The 20,770-nt window shown below is 63.7% G+C and carries 24 protein-coding genes and 1 tRNA gene; 15 read left to right on the top strand and 10 right to left on the bottom strand.

The window, feature by feature from the left end; genetic code table 11:
* The first annotated feature begins 65 nt into the window (after window positions 1–65).
* Window positions 66–800 carry a TetR/AcrR family transcriptional regulator gene (locus G3N95_RS35780; RefSeq protein WP_205974802.1) on the top strand — a complete coding sequence of 245 codons (735 nt, stop codon included), beginning with the start codon at window positions 66–68 and terminating at the stop codon, window positions 798–800.
* Between the two features lie 112 nt (window positions 801–912).
* Window positions 913–2,043 (top strand): enoyl-CoA hydratase/isomerase family protein, encoded by a 1,131-nt coding sequence (locus G3N95_RS35775; RefSeq protein WP_205974801.1) that lies wholly within the window; start codon window positions 913–915, stop codon window positions 2,041–2,043.
* 42 nt (window positions 2,044–2,085) lie between these two features.
* On the opposite strand, the gene G3N95_RS35770 is transcribed toward G3N95_RS35775, so the two are convergent.
* Entirely contained in the window at window positions 2,086–2,505 is a 420-nt protein-coding gene (locus G3N95_RS35770) for a hypothetical protein (RefSeq protein WP_205974800.1), read from the bottom strand.
* Between the two features lie 599 nt (window positions 2,506–3,104).
* On the opposite strand from G3N95_RS35770, the gene ssuD reads away from it, so the two are divergent.
* The 4 genes from ssuD to G3N95_RS35750 are packed head-to-tail and all read left to right on the top strand — an operon-like array spanning window position 3,105 to window position 6,423.
* A complete protein-coding gene (gene ssuD, locus G3N95_RS35765) occupies window positions 3,105–4,262 on the top strand; it encodes an FMNH2-dependent alkanesulfonate monooxygenase (RefSeq protein ID WP_205974799.1) in 1,158 nt (385 codons plus the stop codon).
* A gap of 55 nt (window positions 4,263–4,317) precedes the next feature.
* Window positions 4,318–5,160: an aliphatic sulfonate ABC transporter permease SsuC gene (ssuC, locus tag G3N95_RS35760; RefSeq protein WP_205974798.1), complete on the top strand. Its 843-nt coding sequence runs from the start codon at window positions 4,318–4,320 to the stop codon at window positions 5,158–5,160.
* Window positions 5,157–6,149, top strand: a complete 993-nt coding sequence (locus G3N95_RS35755) for an ATP-binding cassette domain-containing protein (RefSeq protein ID WP_205974797.1) — start codon at window positions 5,157–5,159, stop codon at window positions 6,147–6,149. Before ssuC ends, G3N95_RS35755 begins: the two co-directional genes overlap by 4 nt.
* Before the next feature lie 58 nt (window positions 6,150–6,207).
* Complete coding sequence (locus G3N95_RS35750; RefSeq protein WP_012401038.1) at window positions 6,208–6,423, top strand: molybdopterin-binding protein; 216 nt, start codon at window positions 6,208–6,210, stop codon at window positions 6,421–6,423.
* Window positions 6,424–6,489: 66 nt separating this feature from the next.
* Here the strand turns inward: G3N95_RS35750 and G3N95_RS35745 are convergent, their stop codons facing one another.
* Complete coding sequence (locus G3N95_RS35745) at window positions 6,490–6,765, bottom strand: hypothetical protein (RefSeq protein WP_205974796.1); 276 nt, start codon at window positions 6,763–6,765, stop codon at window positions 6,490–6,492.
* Between the two features lie 10 nt (window positions 6,766–6,775).
* Between G3N95_RS35745 and G3N95_RS35740 the strand changes: the two genes are divergently transcribed.
* Genes G3N95_RS35740 through G3N95_RS35730 form a run of 3 tightly spaced genes read left to right on the top strand, consistent with a single transcriptional unit; the run spans window position 6,776 to window position 7,495 of the window.
* Window positions 6,776–6,934, top strand: a complete 159-nt coding sequence (locus G3N95_RS35740; protein WP_205974795.1) for a hypothetical protein — start codon at window positions 6,776–6,778, stop codon at window positions 6,932–6,934.
* Window positions 6,935–6,992: 58 nt separating this feature from the next.
* A complete protein-coding gene (locus G3N95_RS35735; RefSeq protein ID WP_201660264.1) occupies window positions 6,993–7,193 on the top strand; it encodes a hypothetical protein in 201 nt (66 codons plus the stop codon).
* Window positions 7,194–7,243: 50 nt separating this feature from the next.
* On the top strand, window positions 7,244–7,495 hold the full coding sequence (locus G3N95_RS35730) for a hypothetical protein (protein ID WP_205974794.1): 252 nt from the start codon (window positions 7,244–7,246) through the stop codon (window positions 7,493–7,495).
* 435 nt (window positions 7,496–7,930) lie between these two features.
* On the opposite strand, the gene G3N95_RS35725 is transcribed toward G3N95_RS35730, so the two are convergent.
* The 3 genes from G3N95_RS35725 to G3N95_RS35715 all read right to left on the bottom strand — a co-directional run bounded on the left by G3N95_RS35725 (window position 7,931) and on the right by G3N95_RS35715 (window position 10,734).
* Window positions 7,931–8,197 carry a hypothetical protein gene (locus tag G3N95_RS35725; RefSeq protein WP_012401034.1) on the bottom strand — a complete coding sequence of 89 codons (267 nt, stop codon included), beginning with the start codon at window positions 8,195–8,197 and terminating at the stop codon, window positions 7,931–7,933.
* Between the two features lie 474 nt (window positions 8,198–8,671).
* The gene (locus G3N95_RS35720; protein ID WP_205974793.1) at window positions 8,672–9,889 is read right to left on the bottom strand and encodes an acyltransferase; all 1,218 of its coding nucleotides are present in this window, start codon (window positions 9,887–9,889) and stop codon (window positions 8,672–8,674) included.
* 44 nt (window positions 9,890–9,933) lie between these two features.
* A complete protein-coding gene (locus G3N95_RS35715; protein ID WP_205974792.1) occupies window positions 9,934–10,734 on the bottom strand; it encodes a phytanoyl-CoA dioxygenase family protein in 801 nt (266 codons plus the stop codon).
* Window positions 10,735–11,187: 453 nt separating this feature from the next.
* On the opposite strand from G3N95_RS35715, the gene dusA reads away from it, so the two are divergent.
* Window positions 11,188–12,177 carry a tRNA dihydrouridine(20/20a) synthase DusA gene (gene dusA, locus G3N95_RS35710; protein ID WP_205974791.1) on the top strand — a complete coding sequence of 330 codons (990 nt, stop codon included), beginning with the start codon at window positions 11,188–11,190 and terminating at the stop codon, window positions 12,175–12,177.
* 92 nt (window positions 12,178–12,269) lie between these two features.
* Window positions 12,270–12,345: transfer RNA gene (locus G3N95_RS35705), tRNA-His, on the top strand.
* A 117-nt stretch (window positions 12,346–12,462) separates the two neighbouring features.
* Here the strand turns inward: G3N95_RS35705 and G3N95_RS35700 are convergent.
* Together G3N95_RS35700 and G3N95_RS35695 are read right to left on the bottom strand one after the other, a co-directional pair.
* The gene (locus G3N95_RS35700; RefSeq protein WP_205974790.1) at window positions 12,463–12,675 is read right to left on the bottom strand and encodes a DUF3820 family protein; all 213 of its coding nucleotides are present in this window, start codon (window positions 12,673–12,675) and stop codon (window positions 12,463–12,465) included.
* Between the two features lie 40 nt (window positions 12,676–12,715).
* Entirely contained in the window at window positions 12,716–14,158 is a 1,443-nt protein-coding gene (locus G3N95_RS35695; RefSeq protein ID WP_205974789.1) for an MFS transporter, read from the bottom strand.
* A 161-nt stretch (window positions 14,159–14,319) separates the two neighbouring features.
* On the opposite strand from G3N95_RS35695, the gene G3N95_RS35690 reads away from it, so the two are divergent.
* From G3N95_RS35690 to G3N95_RS35680, 3 genes are all read left to right on the top strand, one after another.
* Entirely contained in the window at window positions 14,320–15,372 is a 1,053-nt protein-coding gene (locus tag G3N95_RS35690; RefSeq protein ID WP_205974788.1) for an NADP(H)-dependent aldo-keto reductase, read from the top strand.
* Between the two features lie 338 nt (window positions 15,373–15,710).
* Entirely contained in the window at window positions 15,711–16,769 is a 1,059-nt protein-coding gene (locus tag G3N95_RS35685; RefSeq protein WP_205974787.1) for a permease, read from the top strand.
* Window positions 16,770–17,015: 246 nt separating this feature from the next.
* On the top strand, window positions 17,016–17,438 hold the full coding sequence (locus tag G3N95_RS35680) for a hypothetical protein (protein WP_028365170.1): 423 nt from the start codon (window positions 17,016–17,018) through the stop codon (window positions 17,436–17,438).
* Between the two features lie 57 nt (window positions 17,439–17,495).
* On the opposite strand, the gene G3N95_RS35675 is transcribed toward G3N95_RS35680, so the two are convergent.
* Window positions 17,496–18,323: an ABC transporter permease gene (locus G3N95_RS35675; RefSeq protein WP_277398061.1), complete on the bottom strand. Its 828-nt coding sequence runs from the start codon at window positions 18,321–18,323 to the stop codon at window positions 17,496–17,498.
* 53 nt (window positions 18,324–18,376) lie between these two features.
* On the bottom strand, window positions 18,377–19,444 hold the full coding sequence (gene nodI, locus G3N95_RS35670) for a nodulation factor ABC transporter ATP-binding protein NodI (protein WP_205974786.1): 1,068 nt from the start codon (window positions 19,442–19,444) through the stop codon (window positions 18,377–18,379).
* A gap of 111 nt (window positions 19,445–19,555) precedes the next feature.
* On the opposite strand from nodI, the gene G3N95_RS35665 reads away from it, so the two are divergent.
* Complete coding sequence (locus G3N95_RS35665) at window positions 19,556–20,020, top strand: universal stress protein (RefSeq protein WP_205974785.1); 465 nt, start codon at window positions 19,556–19,558, stop codon at window positions 20,018–20,020.
* Window positions 20,021–20,047: 27 nt separating this feature from the next.
* Here G3N95_RS35665 and G3N95_RS35660 read toward each other — a convergent pair whose 3' ends face one another.
* Window positions 20,048–20,701 carry a DUF2939 domain-containing protein gene (locus tag G3N95_RS35660; RefSeq protein ID WP_205974784.1) on the bottom strand — a complete coding sequence of 218 codons (654 nt, stop codon included), beginning with the start codon at window positions 20,699–20,701 and terminating at the stop codon, window positions 20,048–20,050.
* Window positions 20,702–20,770 lie beyond the last annotated feature (69 nt).

Raw genomic sequence — 20,770 nt, 5'->3', positions numbered from 1 at the left:
ACTGTTCACTGAACGATGTTCAGTTTAATTTGACTTTTCAGTTTGTCAACCCGAAAATCGTCCGCATGGGAATCGCCGAAAGAAAGACACGCCAGAAGCAGGAACTGCGCGAACGCATCCTCGACGCCGCGCGGCGCATCGTGATGCGCGAGGGGTTTGGCGCGCTGTCGATGCGCAAGATCGCCGACGCCGTCGAATATTCGCCCGCCACGCTGTATCTGCACTTCGAGAGCCGCGACGCGATCGCGCGTGCGCTGTGCGCGGAGGGCTACGCGCAACTGCTCGCCACCTTCGAACCGCTCGTCGCGATTGCCGATCACGCCGAGCGGCTGAAGGCGATCGGTCGCGCGTACGTTGCGTTTGGCGTCGCGCATCCGGAGACCTATCGGTTGATCTTCATGGAAGATCCGTCGTACACGGGCGCAGCGCTCGGCGGCGAGGGCGTGGATAACGCCGCTGACAACGCGGACGACGCTGCGTTTCGTCTGATGGTCGAATCGATCGATGCGCTCAAGGCGCAAGGCCGTCTGCGCGGCGCGCCTGACAGCCAGGTGTGCGCCGAGGCATTCTGGGCGACGATGCATGGCATCGTCGCGTTGCATCTGACGTGCCCCGTGTTCCCGCGTGCGCCGCTCGACGCGGTGATCGATGCCGCGCTCGTCGCGTGGTTCGGCGCCGACGCTTGCGATGCCGGCAGCGCCGACGCAGCGACGCACGAGCCGCTGGACATCGACACACCGGCTGATCCTTCTGCGCAAAACGCAAAGCCAGCCAGGCCTCGCCGCAACGCGGCGAAATAGCCGGCGAGGGCAACCCGGGGCCGCGCCCCTCGCTGCCGGTTTCACTGAAGAAGTCCATGACGCGTGCTACCGTTGGCGTCGCACGTCCATTGAACCGCTTCACGCCCACACCATGTCGACATCCGAATCGCGCATCGCCTCCGACGAACTCATCGCCTATGTCGCCAACGGCATCGGCTTCATCGAGCTGAACCGGCCGAAGGCGCTCAATGCGCTGTCGCTCGACATGATGCGTACGATGCAGGCGGCGCTCGATGAATGGCGCGAGGATCCCGACGTGCTTGCCGTCGTCGTGCGCAGCATGAGCGAGCGCGCGTTCTGCGCGGGCGGCGACATCCGCTATCTGTACGACGCGTTCCGGCGCGGTGACGGCGATGCCGTGGACACGTTCTTCATCGACGAATACCGGCTCGATCACGCGATCTTCACGTACACGAAGCCGTATATCGCCTTCATGAACGGTGTCGTGATGGGCGGCGGCATGGGCATCTCGCAAGGCGCGCATCGGACGGGCGGCTTGCGGGTCGTGACGTCGTCGACGCGCATGGCGATGCCGGAAACGCGCATCGGCCTGTTTCCCGATGTCGGCGCCGGCTGGTTTCTCGCGCGGACGCCGGGTGCGATCGGCCGCTATCTGGCCGTGACGGGCGCGACCATTGGCGCCGCGGACGCGCTCTACGCGGGTCTCGCCGACGCGTATCTGCCCGACGACGTGATCTCCGCGCTGATCGACCGTCTGAAGTCACAGACCTTCGCGCAGGGTGCGGAGGTGGTGGCGTGCGTGCAGCAGGAGGCGGACGCGCATCGGGTCGCGCCGTTGCCCGACGTCTCGCCGCTCGCCGACGCCCGCATGATGATCGACAAACACTTCGCGCGGCCGGACGTCGCGCAGATCATCCGTTCACTCGACCTCGAAGGCGATTGCGCGCATGCCGACTGGGCCGAACAGACGGGCGCCATGCTGCGCGAACGCTCGCCGCTGTCGATGGCGGTTTCGCTGGAAGTGGTGACGCGCGCCGAAGGCACGATGGCCGAATGCCTGCGCCGCGACCTGGATCTGACGCGTTCGTCGTTCGAGCGCGGCGATGCGCCGGAAGGCATCCGCGCGCGCATCATCGACAAGGACAACCAGCCGCACTGGCGCTTTGCACGGATCGAAGACGTGAAGCGCGCGGACGTCGAGACGATGTTCGACAGCCCGTGGCCCGCGAACGAGCATCCGTTGAGGGATCTGCAGGGCTGACGCAGAGCAGCAGGAAAGAAGCAGCAAAAGCGGGCGGGGCGCTCAGTCCTCGCTTGCCATGAAGGCGCGCATGAACACGAGCGCGCCCCAGCCCCACATCGCGTTCGACGCGAAGCCGAGCGCGAGGCGCGGCAGCATGTTGCCCGACGGCCAGATGCCGCGAAGCGGATCGACCACGAACACGCTCGCCGCCGTCAGCACGATACCGCCGAACACGAACGCCTGAACCCACGGCGCGGGACGCTCGGGCGACACGCGCAGCAGCCACGCCATCAGCACGGCCCACACCGAACTCCAGATCGCATTCGCGATGAATTCCGGCAAGCCGACGGGCACGAAGGGTGCCGTCGAGAACCCCGTCGGGTCGATGAGGCCTGCGGCGTGCAGGAGCGCGAGCGTCGACTCGTGAAAGAACAGCGACGCCAGAAAGCCGGACACGAACGGCAGGATGATTTTTTGCATGCTTGACAGCGGCGGTCGCCGGGCGTCGTCGACTTGGCGCAGCCCGTGCAGGTTGATTGGAACGAGCGCCATTATATCGGCGGCGAGGCCGGGTTTTGGTGCGCTGGCGTGCGTCCCGTGCGCTTTCGCGACGGATGTTGCAGCGTCAGGTAAATCACGAAAGTGGAAAACCTAAGCTAAAAAAAATCGTTCAAAAGAAACCGGGCGGTCCATAGACTGTTTTCCCATGCAGGCGACGGCAACCCATGCGAAACATGCGCCGCCGTCGTCACGATACGCACCGCGCGCTGCGTGCGCCGACCCAATCGACACACTTGAGAGAACCCGTCGCGATGTCCCGTTCGATGCCCCATCCGATGCGCGTATGCCCGGCTGCGTCGTCGGTAACGCGCGGCGCCTTGGCCCGGCGCACGCCGCCTCGCTGTCGCCGCTGACGCGGTCTTTTCCGATCATCCCGTTTCGATGCGCCGCGTGTGCGCGGCGAGGCGCGCGCACGCCTGTGCAAAACCCGAACGGGTCTGCGCAAAGGCATCACGCGGCAAAGCCCGTCATCCCATCGACCTCACACGCACCTCACACGGATCAAGCAGGAGCAGCAAATGAATGTGTTCTGGTTCATCCCGACCCACGGCGACAGCCGATATCTCGGCACCTCGCAAGGCGCCCGCGCGGCCGGCTACGACTACTTCCGGCAGATCGCCGTCGCGGCCGATACGCTCGGCTACGAGGGCGTGCTGCTGCCGACGGGCCGTTCATGCGAAGACGCGTGGGTCGTCGCGTCGAGTCTGATTCCCGCGACGCAGCGCCTCAAGTTTCTCGTAGCCATCCGTCCGGGCATCGCGTCGCCCGGACTGTCGGCGCGCATGGCGGCGACCTTCGACCGTCTGTCGGGCGGACGTCTGCTGATCAACGTCGTGACGGGCGGCGATGCGGCCGAGCTCGAAGGCGACGGACTGTTCGTCGATCACGACACGCGCTACGAGATCACCGACGAATTCCTGCGCATCTGGCGCGGCCTGCTGACGAGCGCGCATCACGGCGAGAGCGTGGATTTCATCGGCAGACACCTGAAGTCGAAGGGCGGCAAGCTGCTGTATCCGCCCGTGCAGAGCCCGCATCCGCCGCTGTGGTTCGGCGGCTCGTCGCCGGCCGCGCACGAAATGGCGGGCGAGCACATCGACACCTATCTGACGTGGGGCGAGCCGCCCGAAGCCGTCGCGAAGAAGATCGCCGATATCCGCGCGCGCGCCGCGCAGCATGGCCGCAAGATTCGCTTCGGGATCCGCCTGCATGTGATCGCGCGCGAGACGGAAGATGAAGCATGGGCCGCCGCCGACAAGCTCATCAGCAAGCTCGACGACGAGACGGTCTCCCGCGCGCAGGCGTCGTTCGCGAAGATGGATTCGGAAGGCCAGCGGCGCATGGCCGCGCTGCACGGCGGCAAGCGCGGCTCGCGCAAAGAGCTGGAGATCTATCCGAATCTGTGGGCGGGCGTGGGACTCGTGCGCGGCGGCGCGGGCACGGCGCTCGTCGGCAGTGCCGAACAGGTCGCGGCGCGCATGCACGAATACGCGGCGCTCGGCATCGAGACGTTCATTCTGTCCGGCTATCCGCATCTCGAAGAGTCGTATCGCTTCGCCGAACTCGTGTTCCCGCTGCTGCCGGGACGTGAGCGCGCGAACGCGAGCGGCCCGCTGTCGGGGCCGTTCGGCGAGATCGTCGGCAACCACTATGCGCCGAAGGCGTCGCAAAGCTGATCTGCGTGGCTCGATGCGTGCACCACGCATCGCTTCATCAAGGGAGTCCTGATTTATGTCGACTGTTTCCGGCAACCGTCGCGCGAGCGCCGGTCTTACGCCACTCGGTTATTTCGCGGTGTTCGCGCCGTTCGCGCGCAGGGCCGCGCCGTGGATCGTGCCGCTCGTGATTCTGATCGCGTGGGAACTCGCCGCGCGCAGCGGCGTGCTGTCGACACGTGTGTTGCCCGAACCGCTTGCCGTCGTGAAGGCCGCGCGGTCGCTGATCGAGTCGGGCGAAATGTGGGCCGATGTGAAAGTCAGCACGTGGCGCGCGGTGTCGGGCTTCGCGATCGGCGGCGGCATCGGCTTCGTGCTCGGACTCGCGACGGGCCTGTTCCGGCCCATCGACATCGCGCTCGACACGACAGTGCAGATGATCCGCAACATCCCTGCGCTCGCGATGATCCCGCTCGTGATCCTGTGGTTCGGCATCGAGGAAGAGGCGAAGGTGTTTCTCGTCGCGCTGGGCGTGTTCTTTCCGATTTACGTGAACACATATCACGGCATCCGTTCCGTCGACGCCAATCTGATCGAGATGGCGCGCAGCTATGGCGTGAAGGGGTTCGCGTTGTATCGCGACGTGATCCTGCCGGGCGCGTTGCCGTCGATTCTCGTCGGCGTGCGTTTCGCGTTCGGGCTCATGTGGGTCACGCTGATCGTGGCCGAAACGATCTCCGCGCAATCGGGCATCGGCTACATGACGATGAACGCGCGCGAGTTTCTGCAAACGGATGTGGTGGTGGTGGGCATTCTGCTGTACGCGGCGCTCGGCAAGCTCGCCGACATGCTCGCGAAAGGGCTCGAACGTGTGTCGCTGCGCTGGCATCCTGCGTATCAACGAGGAGCGAAAGCATGAGTGCAAGCACCTTGTCCGCATCGTATGGCGGCGTGGCGGGCGCCGATCTCGAAGCCGAACTCCAGCAGCCGCGCACGCACGATCGCACGGCGACGGAAGCGGCCGCCGCGGCCGTCGAGCGCGATGCCGTGTCGCTGCGCGACTGGATCGGGGCGCCGAATGCGGGCGCTGCGCTGCGCGAAATCGTGCGCGAGCCGCAGGACGTGTCGGTCGAATTGCGCGGCGTCGGCAAGCGTTATGGCGAGCGCGCCGTGCTCGCGGATGTCGATCTGTCGATCGAACGCGGCAGCTTCGTGTCGATCGTCGGGCGCAGCGGCTGCGGCAAGTCGACGTTGCTGCGGCTGATCGCCGGTCTCGAAACGCCGACCTCGGGCACGCTCGACAAGCACGCCGACGGCTCACAGCCGTTCGATACACGGATCATGTTTCAGGACGCGCGACTGTTGCCGTGGAAGTCTGTGCTGCAGAACGTGATGTTGGGCCTCGGCCGGTCGTCGCGCGACGATGCGCGCGCGGTGCTCGCCGAAGTCGGCCTGCTGGAACGCGCGAACGACTGGCCCGCGCAGCTGTCGGGCGGTCAGCGGCAGCGTGTGGCGCTGGCGCGTGCACTCGTGCACCGGCCGCAACTGCTGCTGCTCGATGAACCGCTCGGCGCGCTCGACGCACTGACGCGCATCGAAATGCATGCGCTGATCGAACGGCTGTGGCGCGAGCATCGCTTCACCGCGCTGCTCGTCACGCACGACGTGCAGGAAGCCGTCGCGCTCGCCGATCGCATCCTGCTGATCGAGGAAGGCAGGATCGCGCTCGATCAGCCCGTGCCGCTGGCGCGGCCGCGCGAACGGGCGTCGACGGCCTTCGCGAAGCTCGAAGAGCGCGTGTTGCAGCGTGTGATGAAGACACGCGCGCCGGACGACCATGTGTCGCAAGACGCGAACGCGCACGACGTGCGCAGCGTGCACGCACGCGACCTTCGCTGGGCAGTGTGACGGTTCGACCGATGCCTTCGCCCGGCTACTTTTTCATCGACCCACGGAGCTATCCGATATGAGCATTTCCGCGATCAACGTACGCAACCAGTTCAAAGGCAAAGTGAAGGAAATCATCCGCGGACCCGTCGTGTCCGAAGTCGACGTCGACACGCCGTTCGGCATCGTGACGTCGGTCATCACGACCCGTTCGATCGACGAACTCGAACTGAAGGTCGGCGCGGAAGTGGTCGCGCTGGTCAAATCGACGGAGGTGTCGATCGCGCGCCTGTAATGGGCGTTTGGGCGCGCGGCTTGCCAAGGGTGGCTGCGCGCCGGAATGAGCGCAGCAGGCCGTCCGCTATTTCGCGTTGGTCGAGCTGGCGGGCGGACGATGCGACATGTCGTCGTTGGTCGGCTGGCGGGGCTTCTTGACGGGCATGTTGTCGGGATTGGTCGCGCTCGCCGCGCCGGAGGCCGCCGCGGGCGGTGGTTTCACCATCGGTGCGCCGCCTGCACGCGGCGCGATCGTCTGACCCCACGCCGTCTGCGCTGCGCCGGCCGATGCAGCAAGCACCACGGCGCTGCCAAGCGACGCCCAGACGTGGCGTTTCAAACTGATCTTCATCGGAATCATCGCGATCTCCATGCTGTTTTTGGAGCTGTTGCTAGGCGCGTGCCAGCCCGGCATCGCACGCAAATTCTTCGCTTCCTTTTTCTATGAGCCGCATTCGCTGCGCATCGCAGCGTTTTTCGCCGGCATAACGGTCCCGGCAATCCGCGCCGAAAGTGCTAGCATGAACTGAGCATCGACTGGCGCATTGCCATACGGGCGGCGCGCCGCCAACGAATGCGGAGGCTGCGATGACGAAGTCCTTGAGTGCGGATGCAATCGATACCCTGCGGCAACTGAACGACGTCGGAACAGGGCAAACGCCGCCCGCCGTCGAGCCTGTCGTCGAGAAGGAGTTACTCGTCGCGGGACTGGTGGCGAAGGCGGGGAAGGGGACGGGCGTCGAAATCACCTGTGACGGCCGGAAGTATCTGTCCGGCGATTGCGACTGATCGTGATTGAATGCGCGCGGACGCGTGCGACGTGGAGAACGGGAGGCGCGATGGAGCCGAAAGGCATCGACATGGGCGACTACCAGGACCGCTACAAGGACTTCGACATGGAGGTGGCCGTCGAGCAGGTGCTGACGGGCGTCAAGGCGCATTTTCGCGTGCTGAAGCGCGATGCGGTGATGCTCGACTGGCGGCTCGTGCATATCGACGGATTCTGGCCGACTGAACACGCGGCGGCCGAAGCGGGTTTTCGCGCGGCGCGCGAGGCGATCGACGTCGAACTGCTGGCGGCAGGCGGTTGATTGGCGCGTTTTGTCGACGCCGCAAAAAAACAAAGCCGGATGCTCCGTGGAGAACATCCGGCTGAACTACACCTGCAACAACAGACTGCGTGGTACTTCCAGGGTACGGCAACTTCCAACTGCGGATACTTTCAGGGTACGGCAACTTCAAACTGCGGATACTTCCAGATACTGCCATTTCGCCATCAACGGTACTGCAAAACTACGGTCAAGCCTTAACTGCGGTACTGCTTGCTGCTACATCTGGAACTGCAACTTCAAAACTGCGTACTGCTACTGCAAGAACTGCATCTTCAAGACTGCGTACTGCTACCGCAAACAGCAACTTCAAGACTGCGAACGTCCACTACAGGAACCGCGTGCTGCCAGTGCTGCTCGATACTGCCGGGTACTGCCTGCTGCGAAATCTGCTGCCGGTATTGCCTCGCGTTCGGCTTAGTGGCCGAAGAACACCGAGCCCGGGCCCGTCACCGGCTCATGCTTGCCAGCTTGCGTCGAACCGTTTTGCACGCCGCCGTAGGCGACTGCGTTGGCTTGCTGTGCTTCCGCTGCCAGCGTCTGCGCGCTCTGGCCTTGTTGCGAAGCGGGCGCGCCGACCGTCGGGTTGTAATGCGGAGCCGGACCGTAGCCGCTTGCGAAAGCGGGAGCAGCCAGCGTGGCGGAAGCGGCGATCAGAACTGCGGCGATAAGCTTGGTCTTCATGGTGAACTCTCCGTAATGTTTGATTCAGTAAGACGTTGCGGTGTCTGCCTTGCGGCGCTGTGTTCGCAACGTCGATGGAATGCAGTGTATACCCTTACTATCGACTTTTTGTATCGATAATTTGAAATTACTATTCTGCGATCGGAAACAATGGTGGGAGGCCCGCCAGATGGGCGTTTCGGATGTATGTGCCCTGATAAGCGATGCGTCGGGCCCGGAAAAACCTTAGGTAAATCATGGGCTTCCGGGGGTGTTGCGGTGCGGGATCAGGCAGAGAGGGCTTGTGGCGTGGTGCTCTGTGGTAGCCGGGGAAGGCCACCGGAAGGGGGCGGCTACGCCACGTGGGTCTTCGATTCGGAAACGGGCGGGCGGCGGATTGTCGGTGAATCGGCCTCGGTCGTCGATGGTGGACCGAACAGCCGAGGTGCGGTACGCGATCGCGCAACGGCACCCGGCGGCGTATTCATAGCGCTTTTACGACAGCTCTGAGCGCATGGCTGACGGTCGCTTCGACCGGTCATCCACAGGCGGCGGCTCGGACAACGCCGCCGCCTCGAAGGCACGTGCTATACGGCGTCCTTTTTCGCGCATTGGAATTTCGATGAGTCTGTGCGTGAGTTCTGTTGCGAGCACGATGAGCACCAGCGCGGTCAGCGAAAACCGCACGATGTAGGCGCCGCCGAATGTCGTCCCGGCAGGTTCGAGGCGGAACCAGAGTTCGCGTGTCGCGGCGTAGAGCGGGTAGTGCACCAGATAGAGTGCGAACGAGCGGACCCCGATGGCAGTCAACACCTTTCTGACCAGACTGATTCGCGTGATGTAGCCGCGATTGAACGATGCAATGAAGACAAGCGCCGTCGAAACCAGTGCGATCATCCCTGTCGAGAACGGCACGAAGGACAGCTTGTCTCCTTCCATTGGAAGTGCAGCCAAAGCGATCACGAGAAACACCGGGATCGCAGCGCCCCATGACTGCTTCAGGAAGGTGGGTTCGAACAGGCGATACGTAGGCTTCTTCGAAAGAATGGCCAGCATGACGCCCAGCGCCAATGCATCGGTGCGGATCGCCCATGCAAAGTTGACGGGATGCCGATCCAGCAGAATCTGCGAGAAAACCGCGAGCGCAAGCAGCCACTTGATCCGGTTTCGAAGGAAGAGCAGCGCCAGCGGCAGCACGATATAAAACTGCTCTTCGAGCGAAAGACTCCAGTAGATCGAGTTCGACGCGCAGCCCGGAGTCTGGTTGAAGCAGACCCACATGCGGAAGTTCGCAACCTGCATCAGGGCAGCAATCGTTCCCGAAAAAACGACGCGAAGATCGCCGAACGCGTGCGACCGGTTGAAGAAAACGGCCCCCACGAAGGTAAGCAGAATCCAGAGCCAGGCTGACGGCAAGATTCGCCACGCCCGCTTGATCCAGAATGCGATGATCGCCCGCCATGTGGTTTCGCGCGATGCATTTGTCGCCGCGTCCAGCTTCGGGATGAGTTCGCGCGCGATGACGAAGCCGGAGATCACGAAGAACAGATCGACGCCGTCCCAGAAGCCGAAATACGGGTGGAGACGATCGAGTTTGGTCGGCCCCCAGAAGAACAGTGCGGGCAGATGATTCACCAGCACGAACAGGATGGCGATCGCGCGCAGGGCTTCGATATCGTCTATGCGCGAACGGGTGTTTTGGGTGCTCGTCATCGGGTGCATCTCGTTGCGTTGTCTACTTCGGTGCTCAGTGACGATCAGATCGCGTTGATCCGGTTTTTGCGCCACTGCGTCATCGGCAAACTGTAGTTCCAGCGGAAACCGAGAATCTGGCGCTCCTTCTCGGTCAACCCTTGCGGATCGATCATCGAGGTGTAATCGAACTGCGACGCCATGACAGGACGCGTAAAGGTGTTCGTGATGAGCAGGCGGTCCTCGCTGGAGCGGTTGATGCCCGCGCGGTGATAGAGCATCGAGTTCATCACGACGATGTCACCCGGCTCCAGCACGGGCTGCACCTGATTGGCCAGCACGAACTCGTCCGACGGGAACTTCTCGAACAGGTGCGAGCCCGGCAGGAAGAAAGTCCCGCCCGTTTCTACGTTGAAGTCGTTCAGGATGAACAGCGTCTGAATTGCCAGCGGCCGGCTCGACGTGAAGTGCTGATACTGCACTTCGCGGTGCCACGCGACCTGATACAGCTCGCTGCGCGGCTTGCTGAAGACGCCTACCTGCGAATACAGCGTGTAGTTCGTGTCGAGTGCGGCGGCCACGTACGGCTCGGCAGCGGCGTTGCACAACACGTCCTTGATGAAGACGGGATCGTAGGCGAAGAGCGCTCGCGCAATGCCGTCGTCATTGATTTTCTTGAGATTGTCTTCGCCGCCGACCTCCGCGATCTGCGCGTCGTATGCGCCGTAAAGCTTCTCGCGGATTTCATTCACCTTCGGGCGCGACACAGCACCTTTAAGCACGAAGTAGCCGAGCCGTTCGAGACTCTGGAGATGGACGTCTTTCGTTTCCTGCTCGGTGATACCGTGCTTTTTGACTTCGGTCATTGTGCGATCCGGATGGCTGGCAAAGTGCTGTCTGACAATGGGCTATACCCGAACGCAAATAGCGCGTCATTGAACGCGCTATCTGGAAATCGGTTCGGGTGTGCCGGAGCGCGAAGCGTAACACCAAATTTTTACAATTGCTTTCAGAATGTATGGTAAGTGCGACATGCAGGCCAGGCTGTCGCTTTTTGTGCGCGGCGCTTCGGCACGGTTATCGCACGCGGCCCGGGTCGCGCGACTGCGTGCGTCGGGCGCATCTGGGCCCCGTAGCGTATACTTTCACGCTCGCGCAGCCATTCCGTCATCGTTCTCTTCGGCCCTTGGGTGCTGTTGACAGCGTTCTGGCGCCACATCGAAGCGCCCCGGGACAATAAACCACCGCGAATCACGGAAATCGAACCTGGCCCGCGCGCGAAGTTCATCCGTAAGTCAATGATATTGCAGCAGAATTCAATGAAATCCACACCCCGCCGCGTATCCGTCGCGCCCATGATGGACTGGACCGACCGCCACTGCCGCTCGTTTCACCGCACGCTGTCCCGACACACCTGGCTGTATACGGAGATGGTGACGACGGGTGCGCTGATTCACGGTGATGTCGCACGCCATCTCGCGTTCACGGCCGACGAAGCGCCGGTTGCGCTGCAACTCGGCGGCAGCGAACGGGACGATCTCGCGCGTTCGGCGAAACTCGGTGAGCAATGGGGTTACGACGAGATCAATCTGAATTGCGGCTGCCCGTCCGAGCGCGTGCAGCGCGGCGCATTCGGTGCATGCCTGATGAAGGAGCCGGAACTCGTCGCAGATTGCGTGAAGGCGATGCGCGATGCGGTGTCGGTGCCCGTGACCGTCAAGCACCGGATCGGCGTCGATGAGGTCGAAGATTATGCTTTCGTGCGCGACTTCGTCGGCACGATCGCCGAGGCCGGTTGTGACGTGTTCATCGTGCATGCACGCAACGCGATCCTCAAAGGTCTGAGTCCGAAAGAGAATCGCGAGATTCCGCCGCTCAAATACGACTACGCGTACCGACTGAAGCGCGACTTTCCGCAGCTCGAGATCATCATCAACGGCGGCATCAAGACGCTCGACGAAGTCGAAGCGCATTTGCAGCACGTCGACGGCGTGATGCTGGGCCGTGAGGCATACCACAACCCGTACGTGCTTGCGGATGTCGACGCGCGTTTCTACGGTTCGACCGATGCCGCGCCGACGCGCGAAGAAGCGGAAGCGCAACTGATCGAATACTGCCGTGCCGAACTCGCGCGCGGCACGTACCTCGGCGCGATCGTGCGCCATGCGTTGGGACTGTATCGTGGCGTCGCGGGTGCGCGCGGGTGGCGGCGTGTGCTGTCCGACAGCAAGAAGCTGGCGGCGCGCGATCTCGCGATTTTCGACGAAGCGCGGCAGCATTTGCGCGAGCCCAGCGAAATCTTTGAATAAAGGGCTTTGCAAATACGATTCGTGTTTGTATAATCTCGCTTCTTCGTTGCTGAGCGCCGCTCGGTAGCAGGCGGCGGAGATGTAGTTCAGTGGTGGCTGTAGCTCAGTTGGTAGAGTCCAGGATTGTGATTCCTGTCGTCGTGGGTTCGAGTCCCATCAGCCACCCCAAAGAATTTCAGAAACGGCATTGTGAGCAATCGCAATGCCGTTTTTGTTTTGGCCTCCATCACATGTGATTCGGCCGAAGCGGGCTCTAACATCGAGCCCGCCAAACACCGAACCGCGTCACCGCTTGCGCAACGGCTCCAGCAGTCCCTTCAGCCCGTTGTGGTCGATCTCGTGCATCAACGCAATCAGCCGCCCGATCTCGCCGGGCGGAAATCCTTCGCGCGCAAACCAGTTCAGATAGTGTCCCGGCAGATCGGCGATCACGCGTCCTTTGTACTTGCCGTACGGCATCGTACGGGTCACGAGCAATTCAAACTGTTCGACGTTCATCGTCAGGCACAACCTCACAATCCAGAATAAAGCGGCAAGCTCAGGTCCGCTCCCGCCGATGCCCGCTCACATGCGCGCCCGCATCGCGCGCGAGACCGAACACGTCGACGATCGCCACCAGCCCGACGGCCGCCACCAGCAGAAACGCCACACTGAAATCCGCCGGCGTCACCGACTGCGCATCGTGTCCGTGCATCCATGCCGCCAGCCGCATCGCGATTGCGCCAAGTGCGACACCCATGCCCATCGTCATCTGCGTGAGCGTGCTCGATAACGTCGACGCGCCGCTCATCTGCGGCTTCGGCACATCGGCGAAGCTTAGCGTATTGACGGCCGTGAACTGCAGCGAGCGCGACAAGCCGCTCGCGAACAGCACGATCGCCATCAGCACGAGCGGCGTCGTGGCCGTCAGCAGGCTCATCGCCGCGATGCTCAATGCCGCGAACGCACCGTTCACGAGCAGCACGGGACGAAAACCGAACCGGCGCATCACAGGCGTCGTCACGAGCTTCATCGACAGATTGCCCGCGAACACGACGAGCGTCAGCAGCCCCGAGTGGAATGCGTTCATGCCGAAGCCGAGCTGGAACATCAGCGGCAGCAAAAACGGCACTGCGCTGATCGACACGCGAAACAGCGAGCCGCCGCCCATCGCGACGGCAAACGTCTTCACACGAAACGCCGACAGATCGACGACAGGGTGCGGACTTCGCCGCAGATGGGAGAGGGCGGCGACACCCGCCGCGATGCCGCCCGCGAGGAACGCGAGCGCTTCGCGCCACGGCGCATCCGAACGCCCGAGCAGTTCCATCGCGTACATGATGGCCGTGCCCGCGATGCCGCACATTACGAAACCCAGCGTATCGAACGGACGCTTCTGCGTATCGCGATCGGCGCCGATGAAGCGCCACGCCAGCATGATCCCGATGATGCCGAGCGGCACGTTCAGATAGAAGATCCAGCGCCACGACGAATACGTCGTGATGAAGCCGCCGAGCGGCGGCCCGATGACGGGCGCGACGAGCCCCGGCCACGTGATGATCGAGATCGCGCGCATCAGGTCGTCCTTGGGCGTCGCGCGCAGCACGGCGAGGCGGCCGACGGGCACCATCATCGCGCCGCCGATGCCTTGCACCACGCGCGCCGCCGTGAACTCGACGAGTCCGTCGGTCATCCCGCACGCGACCGACGCCAATGTGAACACCGCCAGCGCCGCCGTGAACACGTTGCGCACGCCGAAGCGGTCGGCGGCCCAGCCGCTGATCGGGATGAAGACGGCGAGCGTCAGCAGATACGACGTGATGCCGATGGAGAGATCGACGGCATGCACGCCGAACGAATGCGCCATCTGCGGCAATGCAGTCGCGATGATCGTGCCGTCGAGGTTCTCCATGAAAAACGCCGCGGCCACGAGCGTCACGATCAGCGACGGCCGTCCGTTCGACGGGACGGTTTGCGTGGACGGCGTATCTGACATCGACATGATTCTCCGAACGTTGTAAGCGCATCGAAATAGAGGCTTGCGTGCTTCAGCGAGGCCCCATTCCAGACCACATTCTATCCACGCACGCGTTTGGCGCGGACGTGGTAATTTCGCCGTTTACCGATGGATCACCCGTCAGAACACGAAACAGGAACGAATCGATGGAATACCGCAAGCTCGGCGATACGGATGTACAGGTCAGCCTGATCGGTCTCGGCACGATGACGTGGGGCGAGCAGAACACGGAGCGCGACGCACACGAGCAGATCGATTACGCGCTCGCTCAGGGCATCACGCTGATCGATGCCGCCGAGATGTACCCCGTGCCGCCGCGCCCGGAAACGCAGGGCTCGACGGAGCGCTACATCGGCACGTGGCTCGCGCAGCATCGTTCGATGCGCGACAAGATCGTGCTCGCCACCAAGATCGCCGGCCCCGCGCGTCAGCCCCACAACCCGCGACACATACGCGGCGAGGGCAACCAGTTCGACCGCAAGAATCTCACCGAGGCGCTGAACGACAGCCTGAAGCGTCTGCAAACCGATTACGTCGACCTGTATCAGCTGCATTGGCCCGATCGCAGCACGATGACGTTCGGCCGTCCCGCGTATCCGTGGATCGACGACGCGTACACGGTGCCCATCGAAGAGACGCTCTCCGTACTCGCCGATTTCGTGAAAGAAGGCAAAGTGCGTCATATCGGCGTATCGAACGAAACGCCGTGGGGTGTCGCGCAGTTCCTGCGCGCGTCGGAGAAGCTGGGCTTGCCGCGCATCGCGTCGATCCAGAATCCGTACAGTCTGTTGAACCGCACGTTCGAAGCAGGGCTTTCCGAGTTCACGCATCGCGAGCATGTCGGTCTGCTTGCGTATTCGCCGCTCGCGTTCGGCTGGCTGTCGGGCAAGTACGAGGGCGGCGCGCGTCCGGCGGGTGCGCGCATTACGCTGTTCGAGCGCTTTCAGCGCTACAGCAAGCCGCAGGCCGTGCACGCGACGACGCGCTACGTGGAACTCGCAAAGCGCCACGGTCTGTCGCCCGCGCAATTCGCGCTCGCGTTCGTCAATAGCCGCCCCTTTGTCACGAGCAATCTGATCGGTGCGACGTCGCTCGATCAATTGAAAGAGAACATTGCGAGCGTCGACGTGAAGCTGTCGGCGGAAGCATTGGCCGAGATCGACGCGCTGCATGAGTTGCAGCCGAACCCGGCGCCCTGAGCGCGGGATCACACACGCTGCGAGACCGGGCGTGCCGCGACGGCGGCACGCTGAGACCCACCGAATGCTTGCGCGCGAAGCGTGAGCCTGACACCGCACCCCGCAACTCGCGTACGATAGCGCGCTCGCGATAGAACCGGGCGCGACGCGCCGCTTCGCCCCCGCTTTTTACGATCCATGCCGATCCGTGTACAGTGCGCACTATTCGCGCGCGACTTGCGCATGGCTCGCGCCCGCCTGCAAATGCGGGGGCGGCACGCAAACCCGGCGCGCCAACCGGGCCGCGCACGCGGCAGCCGCACCCCACAACAGAACGATCCGTTTCACGACTCACGACGATGACCACCACGCGTCCCACTCCTTCTCCCGCCGCTTCGACCTGGCCGATTTTCGTGCTGCTTGCCGTCGCCGGGCTTTTCTACGTCAAATGGTTTCCGTATTACAACCGCGCGTTCACGGCCGCGTCGACGCATTCGATCGGTGCGTCGATTCTGATGGGCACGGCGGCGAGCCCGCCCACGCCGTCGTGGAACGCGGCCCTCGGCTACGCGCTGGCCTACGGCAAGGCGATCTGGCAGGCGATGGTGCTCGGCCTGCTGCTCGGCTCGGCTGTGCAGGCGTTGCTGCCCGCGCATTGGGTCGCGCGGCTGCTCGGCAAGACTGGCTTCGGCAGCGTCGCGGCAGGCGGCTTGCTGGCGTTGCCGGGGATGATGTGCACCTGCTGCGCGGCGCCCGTCGTCGCCGGCTTGCGTGAGCGCCAGGCTTCGCCGGGCGGTGCGATCGCGTTCTGGCTCGGCAATTCGGTGCTCAATCCGGCGACGCTCGTGTTCATGGGTTTCGTGCTCGGCTGGCAATGGGCCGGGCTGCGTCTCGTGCTAGGCGTCGCGATGGTGTTCGGCCTCGGCTATCTGGTGAACCGGCTCGTGACGTCCACGGAAGCCCAGACGGCCGACGCGCGTCTCGTCGAACTGGTCGATGAACAGCGTGCGGGGAATCCTTTCGCGCGCTGGCTGTCGATCTTCGTAAGGATGGCCGTGCGCCTCGTGCCGGAATACATCGTGCTGATCCTGTTGCTCGGTGCGGCACGCGCCTGGCTCTTTCCGCATGTCGGACCGGAAATCGGCAACGACATCGTGTGGATCGTTGCGCTGGCCGTCGCGGGGATGCTGTTCGTGATCCCGACGGCAGGCGAGGTGCCCATCATTCAGGCGATGCTGTCGCTCGGCATGGGCGTCGGTCCCGCTGGCGCGCTGCTGATGACGCTGCCGCCCATCAGTGTGCCGTCGCTGGCGATGCTGGCGCGCTCGTTCCGCCCGCGCGTGCTGACCATCGTGGCTGTTGCCGTCGTCGCGTTCGGCGTGCTGGCAGGGCTGCTCGCCATTGCGCTCGGCTTCTGAGTAAGCGTCCGTCATAAAACGCGGCGTCATTGTTCCTAATCTCGTCCTAAACTGGGGAGGCGAGCGGACGATCCCGCCGTCGCCAGGATGGAAAGGCGGACGCCTGTTGCACGGCAAGGCGCGGACAGCGCGAGACGAGTGCTACGATAACGCCCCGCGCTTGCAGTCGGGCGGCACCCGTCCCGCACGACGCATTCAGCTGCACAAACGGCGCTTCGGCGCCAACCAGTCAAATCAGGACATCGCATGGCCCAACAAAAGACCAACCCGAAACTCGAGCAGGCGCTGACGCGCGGGGATCTCGCCATTCGTCAGGCCAACTCGGCGCGCGCGACGGCCGTGTTGCGTGCATTGGGCAAGATGATCGTCGATGCATCGGCGACGATCGGCGTCGAGGCGCACACGTCGATTCCCGACGGCGACCGCATTTATGATCCCGTCGAAGGCTTGTGGCCGCAGGCGCTGCTGATTTCGCTCGATGGCCCCGTCGAGGAAGCCGATCCGGAAGAGCTTCGCACGGTGCGCCTGCGCTCGGACGATCCCGGCACGATGTTCCGCGTGGAATGGCATCGCGCGGACGGCAAGATCGGACGTCAGGAAGGCGGCCCGTTCGCGACGGTCGAGTTCATTTCGGACGTCGACGTGCCCTGGTCCGACGACGAAGAGTGATCTGATTCAATCCGCCCGAGGGCGCCGCCGCGCACGATAGACTGCGCCGCGGCGCCCTTAGCGCATCATGCGTCGGCGAAACAGCACCGCTGACACGCAGAACGGCACGACCACGTACGCGGCCAGCACGGCCACATGCAGCGCGGCATCGGCGATCGGACGGTCGAGCATGGCCGGCCGGATCAGGTCGACGACATGCGCGAGCGGCAGCAGTTGCGCGGCGATCTGCGCGGCGGGCGGCAATTGCGACAGCGGGAAGAACACACCCGAGAGCAGCAGCATCGGCGTGAGCACCAGCGTCTGGTAGAACATGAAGAAATCGTACGAAGGCGCGAGCGCTGTCACGATCATCGCGGTGCTGGCGAACGCGAGCCCCGCCAGCACGATGACGGGCAACGCGATCAGCATCGACGGAAAGCTCGCATAGCCAAGTGCGCCCGCCACCAGCATGATCGCGACACCCGACAGCACGGCCTTGCTGCCCGCCCACACGACTTCCCCGAGCACGATGTCGCCGAGCGTGAGCGGCGTGTGCATGATCGCCTCCCACGTGCGCTGCACGTGCATCCGCGAGAAGCCGGAATACATCGACTCGAAGCTCGCCGACATCATCACGCTCGACGCCACCGTTCCCGCCGCGAGGAACGAGATGTACGACACGCCGTCGACATGCCCGACCATCAGCCCCAGGCCGAAGCCGAGTCCGAACAGATAGATCATCGGATCGGCGAGATTGCCGAACATCGACGCGAGCGCGAGCTTGCGCCACACGAGATAGTTGCGCCGCCAGACGGCCATCCAGTTGACGGCGTTCGCGGGCAGCGCGGCGAAGCGCTCGCGCATCGACGCGGGGTGCTCGGGGGAATCGTAGGTGCGTGCGTCCATTTGGCGTGGTCGGTTGTCTATCGGAGTCCGTGTGTGGCCGCTTCAGTCCTGCCTCAGTCTTGCATCTCGCGGCCGGTCAACCGCAAAAAGACGTCTTCGAGATTCGCGGGACGGTGCAGATAACGCAGCCCCGCGCGCTGCTTGAGCAACACGTGAACGGGTTGCGGATCGTCGACATAACAGAAGAGCGTCTCACCGCTGATTTCGGTGCGAACGGAGAGCGGCGCCAGTTCGTCGCGCAGCGTCGCTGGGTCTGGGCCATACACTTCAATCACGTCGCAGCCGATTTCCGACGCGATCAGTTCGTTCGGCGCGCCTTCCGCGATCTTGCGTCCTTCTTCGATCACGCACAGACGGTGACACAGACGTTCCGCTTCTTCCATGAAGTGCGTGGTCAGCAGGATCGTCTTGCCGCGCGCGAGCAGCGAGCGCAACCGTTCCCAGATCAGATGACGCGCCTGCGGATCGAGGCCCGTGGTCGGCTCGTCCATGATGAGCACGTCCGGGTCGTTGATGAGCGCACGGGCAAGCGTGAGACGCCGCTTCATGCCGCCCGACAGTTCGCCGACGCGCGCATCGGCCTTGCTTTCGAGTCGCGCGAATTCGAGCAGCGGCGGCACCATCGCGCGGCACTGCGCGGCGGACAGGCCGAAGTAGCGGCCGAACACGAGCAGGTTTTCGCGGACCGTGAAGTCGGGATCGAGATTGTCGAACTGCGGCACGACGCCCACGCGTGCCCGCGCGAAACGCGAGCGGCCCGGAATCGGTTCGCCGCACAGGCGGATGCTGCCCGCGTCGGGCGCCGCGATGCCGAGCAGCATGCGCAGCGTGGTCGTCTTGCCCGCGCCGTTGGGACCGAGCAGTCCGAAGCATTCGCCCGCGCGCACATGAAACGACAGGCCGTCGACGACGAGTTTCTCGCCGTAGCGCTTCTCGACCTGATGGAATTCGATAGCAGCTTCAGACATACGAGACGGATGCTCCCTGAATGTGTGCGCGGCGATGTAACGAAAGTGGCAATGCGTGCGGCGGCTGCCTATTTTAGGGCATCGCACCGATTGCGTTTGGCGCGTGAATGCGGATTCATGGCGGAATGCGTGCACGATTTTGCGGCGCGTCATGCCTGACTGCGCGGTTCGCCGCACTTAGCGTTTTCCAGCCCTTGCATGTGGAATTGCGGCGCACCATGATGCAAGTGAGACCGCGATGGTCGCGGGGAGGGGGTAAGCGAAATGGCGAGCTACAACAAGATTCTGCTGTGCTACGACGGCTCGCGCGAAGGCCGCAAGGCATTGCGTTGCGGCGCGAATCTGGCGATGGATCTGGGCGCGGAAACGCATCTGCTGTCGGTGGTCGACATGCGATCGAGCATTGCGCAAAGCGCGGGCCTGCTGACGGACGTAGCGTGCGGCAGCTTCGAGAAGACCGCGCGCGAGATCCTGCAGGAAGGCGTCGACTGGCTCACCGAGCGCGGCGTGAAGGCGACGGGGCATTTCGCGTTCGGTCACCCCATCGACGAGATCGCGTCGCTGGCTACTGAACTGCACGTCGACCTCGTCGTGGTTGGGCATCGCTGCCGCACGGGTCTCTCGCGCTGGTGGATGGGCGCGGGCAACACACCGCTGCTCGACCGTGTGTCGTGCAGCATTCTGGTGGCGTGTTCGTCGGCTGCTGAAGAGGAGCAGGCGGCGGCGTGATGCGGCCGCCTTTGCGGTCATCAAACGTCAGCCGTTCAGATCGACGGCTGACAGCTTCCACATGAACAGTCCGTCGCGATGGAAAATCGCTGAATAGCGCGTGTCGCCGACACCGTGCTGATAGCTCACGACGAACTCGTTGATGCCGCGGTAGCCTGCCGTCGTTTGTGGCGGCTGCGGCGGTGTCTTGCTGCTGGCGTTGGCCGCGCCTGAGCCGGGTGCAGGCGTTGGCTGTGCATTCCCGGCGGACGTGCCTGTCGCGTTGTCGACAGGTGCAGCAGGCGGCGGAGGCGGACGCTCGCCTGGTTCGCCGCGCGGCGGCATGCCATTGAGCAACGCGGCGACGCCATCGGGTGTCGCATACGCATCGACGAGCGGACCAATCAACGCAACACCGATCATCGCGCCGATCGCGGCGAGCGGATTGCCGTTGTGCTGCACGTTGAGACGGCGCGTTAACAGCCCGGTAACCTGCTGCTTGAGACTGCCGCGCAGCGCCGCATAGTCGACATATTCGTTGACCGTTTCGACGTCGCGTGAATCGGCGGCGCGTTTGAGCCGGTCGAGCGCGATGTACGGCGACGCATACGCATAACCCAGCGCGGCTACGACGGCGATCGCGATCAGCGCGATCAAAACTGGCCGGCCAACACCGCCTTTCATACGAATCAGACCTGCCATTGTGCGGGACACTCCATTCTCAGTTTCGATCTGATGTGGACCCGATCGGCGCCGAAACGATCCCGCGAA

Source organism: Paraburkholderia sp. Tr-20389 (assembly GCF_017104565.1).
GTDB lineage: Bacteria > Pseudomonadota > Gammaproteobacteria > Burkholderiales > Burkholderiaceae > Paraburkholderia.
This window is presented reverse-complemented; position numbering and strand designations above follow the sequence as displayed.

Excerpts from the sequence above, each read along its gene's own strand:
- G3N95_RS35665 (WP_205974785.1), top strand. The coding sequence starts at position 19,556 with ATGGCGAGCTACAACAAGATTCTGCTGTGCTACGACGGCTCGCGCGAA.
- G3N95_RS35750 (WP_012401038.1), top strand. The coding sequence starts at position 6,208 with ATGAGCATTTCCGCGATCAACGTACGCAACCAGTTCAAAGGCAAAGTG.
- G3N95_RS35695 (WP_205974789.1), bottom strand. The coding sequence starts at position 14,158 with ATGTCGATGTCAGATACGCCGTCCACGCAAACCGTCCCGTCGAACGGA.
- nodI (WP_205974786.1), bottom strand. The coding sequence starts at position 19,444 with ATGACGCGCCGCAAAATCGTGCACGCATTCCGCCATGAATCCGCATTC.
- G3N95_RS35685 (WP_205974787.1), top strand. The coding sequence starts at position 15,711 with ATGACCACCACGCGTCCCACTCCTTCTCCCGCCGCTTCGACCTGGCCG.
- G3N95_RS35740 (WP_205974795.1), top strand. The coding sequence starts at position 6,776 with ATGCTGTTTTTGGAGCTGTTGCTAGGCGCGTGCCAGCCCGGCATCGCA.
- G3N95_RS35680 (WP_028365170.1), top strand. The coding sequence starts at position 17,016 with ATGGCCCAACAAAAGACCAACCCGAAACTCGAGCAGGCGCTGACGCGC.
- G3N95_RS35725 (WP_012401034.1), bottom strand. The coding sequence starts at position 8,197 with ATGAAGACCAAGCTTATCGCCGCAGTTCTGATCGCCGCTTCCGCCACG.
- G3N95_RS35780 (WP_205974802.1), top strand. The coding sequence starts at position 66 with ATGGGAATCGCCGAAAGAAAGACACGCCAGAAGCAGGAACTGCGCGAA.
- G3N95_RS35735 (WP_201660264.1), top strand. The coding sequence starts at position 6,993 with ATGACGAAGTCCTTGAGTGCGGATGCAATCGATACCCTGCGGCAACTG.
- G3N95_RS35675 (WP_277398061.1), bottom strand. The coding sequence starts at position 18,323 with ATGGACGCACGCACCTACGATTCCCCCGAGCACCCCGCGTCGATGCGC.
- ssuC (WP_205974798.1), top strand. The coding sequence starts at position 4,318 with ATGTCGACTGTTTCCGGCAACCGTCGCGCGAGCGCCGGTCTTACGCCA.
- G3N95_RS35660 (WP_205974784.1), bottom strand. The coding sequence starts at position 20,701 with ATGGCAGGTCTGATTCGTATGAAAGGCGGTGTTGGCCGGCCAGTTTTG.
- G3N95_RS35720 (WP_205974793.1), bottom strand. The coding sequence starts at position 9,889 with ATGACGAGCACCCAAAACACCCGTTCGCGCATAGACGATATCGAAGCC.
- G3N95_RS35730 (WP_205974794.1), top strand. The coding sequence starts at position 7,244 with ATGGAGCCGAAAGGCATCGACATGGGCGACTACCAGGACCGCTACAAG.
- G3N95_RS35755 (WP_205974797.1), top strand. The coding sequence starts at position 5,157 with ATGAGTGCAAGCACCTTGTCCGCATCGTATGGCGGCGTGGCGGGCGCC.
- G3N95_RS35715 (WP_205974792.1), bottom strand. The coding sequence starts at position 10,734 with ATGACCGAAGTCAAAAAGCACGGTATCACCGAGCAGGAAACGAAAGAC.
- G3N95_RS35700 (WP_205974790.1), bottom strand. The coding sequence starts at position 12,675 with ATGAACGTCGAACAGTTTGAATTGCTCGTGACCCGTACGATGCCGTAC.
- G3N95_RS35690 (WP_205974788.1), top strand. The coding sequence starts at position 14,320 with ATGGAATACCGCAAGCTCGGCGATACGGATGTACAGGTCAGCCTGATC.
- G3N95_RS35770 (WP_205974800.1), bottom strand. The coding sequence starts at position 2,505 with ATGCAAAAAATCATCCTGCCGTTCGTGTCCGGCTTTCTGGCGTCGCTG.
- G3N95_RS35745 (WP_205974796.1), bottom strand. The coding sequence starts at position 6,765 with ATGATTCCGATGAAGATCAGTTTGAAACGCCACGTCTGGGCGTCGCTT.
- ssuD (WP_205974799.1), top strand. The coding sequence starts at position 3,105 with ATGAATGTGTTCTGGTTCATCCCGACCCACGGCGACAGCCGATATCTC.
- G3N95_RS35775 (WP_205974801.1), top strand. The coding sequence starts at position 913 with ATGTCGACATCCGAATCGCGCATCGCCTCCGACGAACTCATCGCCTAT.
- dusA (WP_205974791.1), top strand. The coding sequence starts at position 11,188 with ATGAAATCCACACCCCGCCGCGTATCCGTCGCGCCCATGATGGACTGG.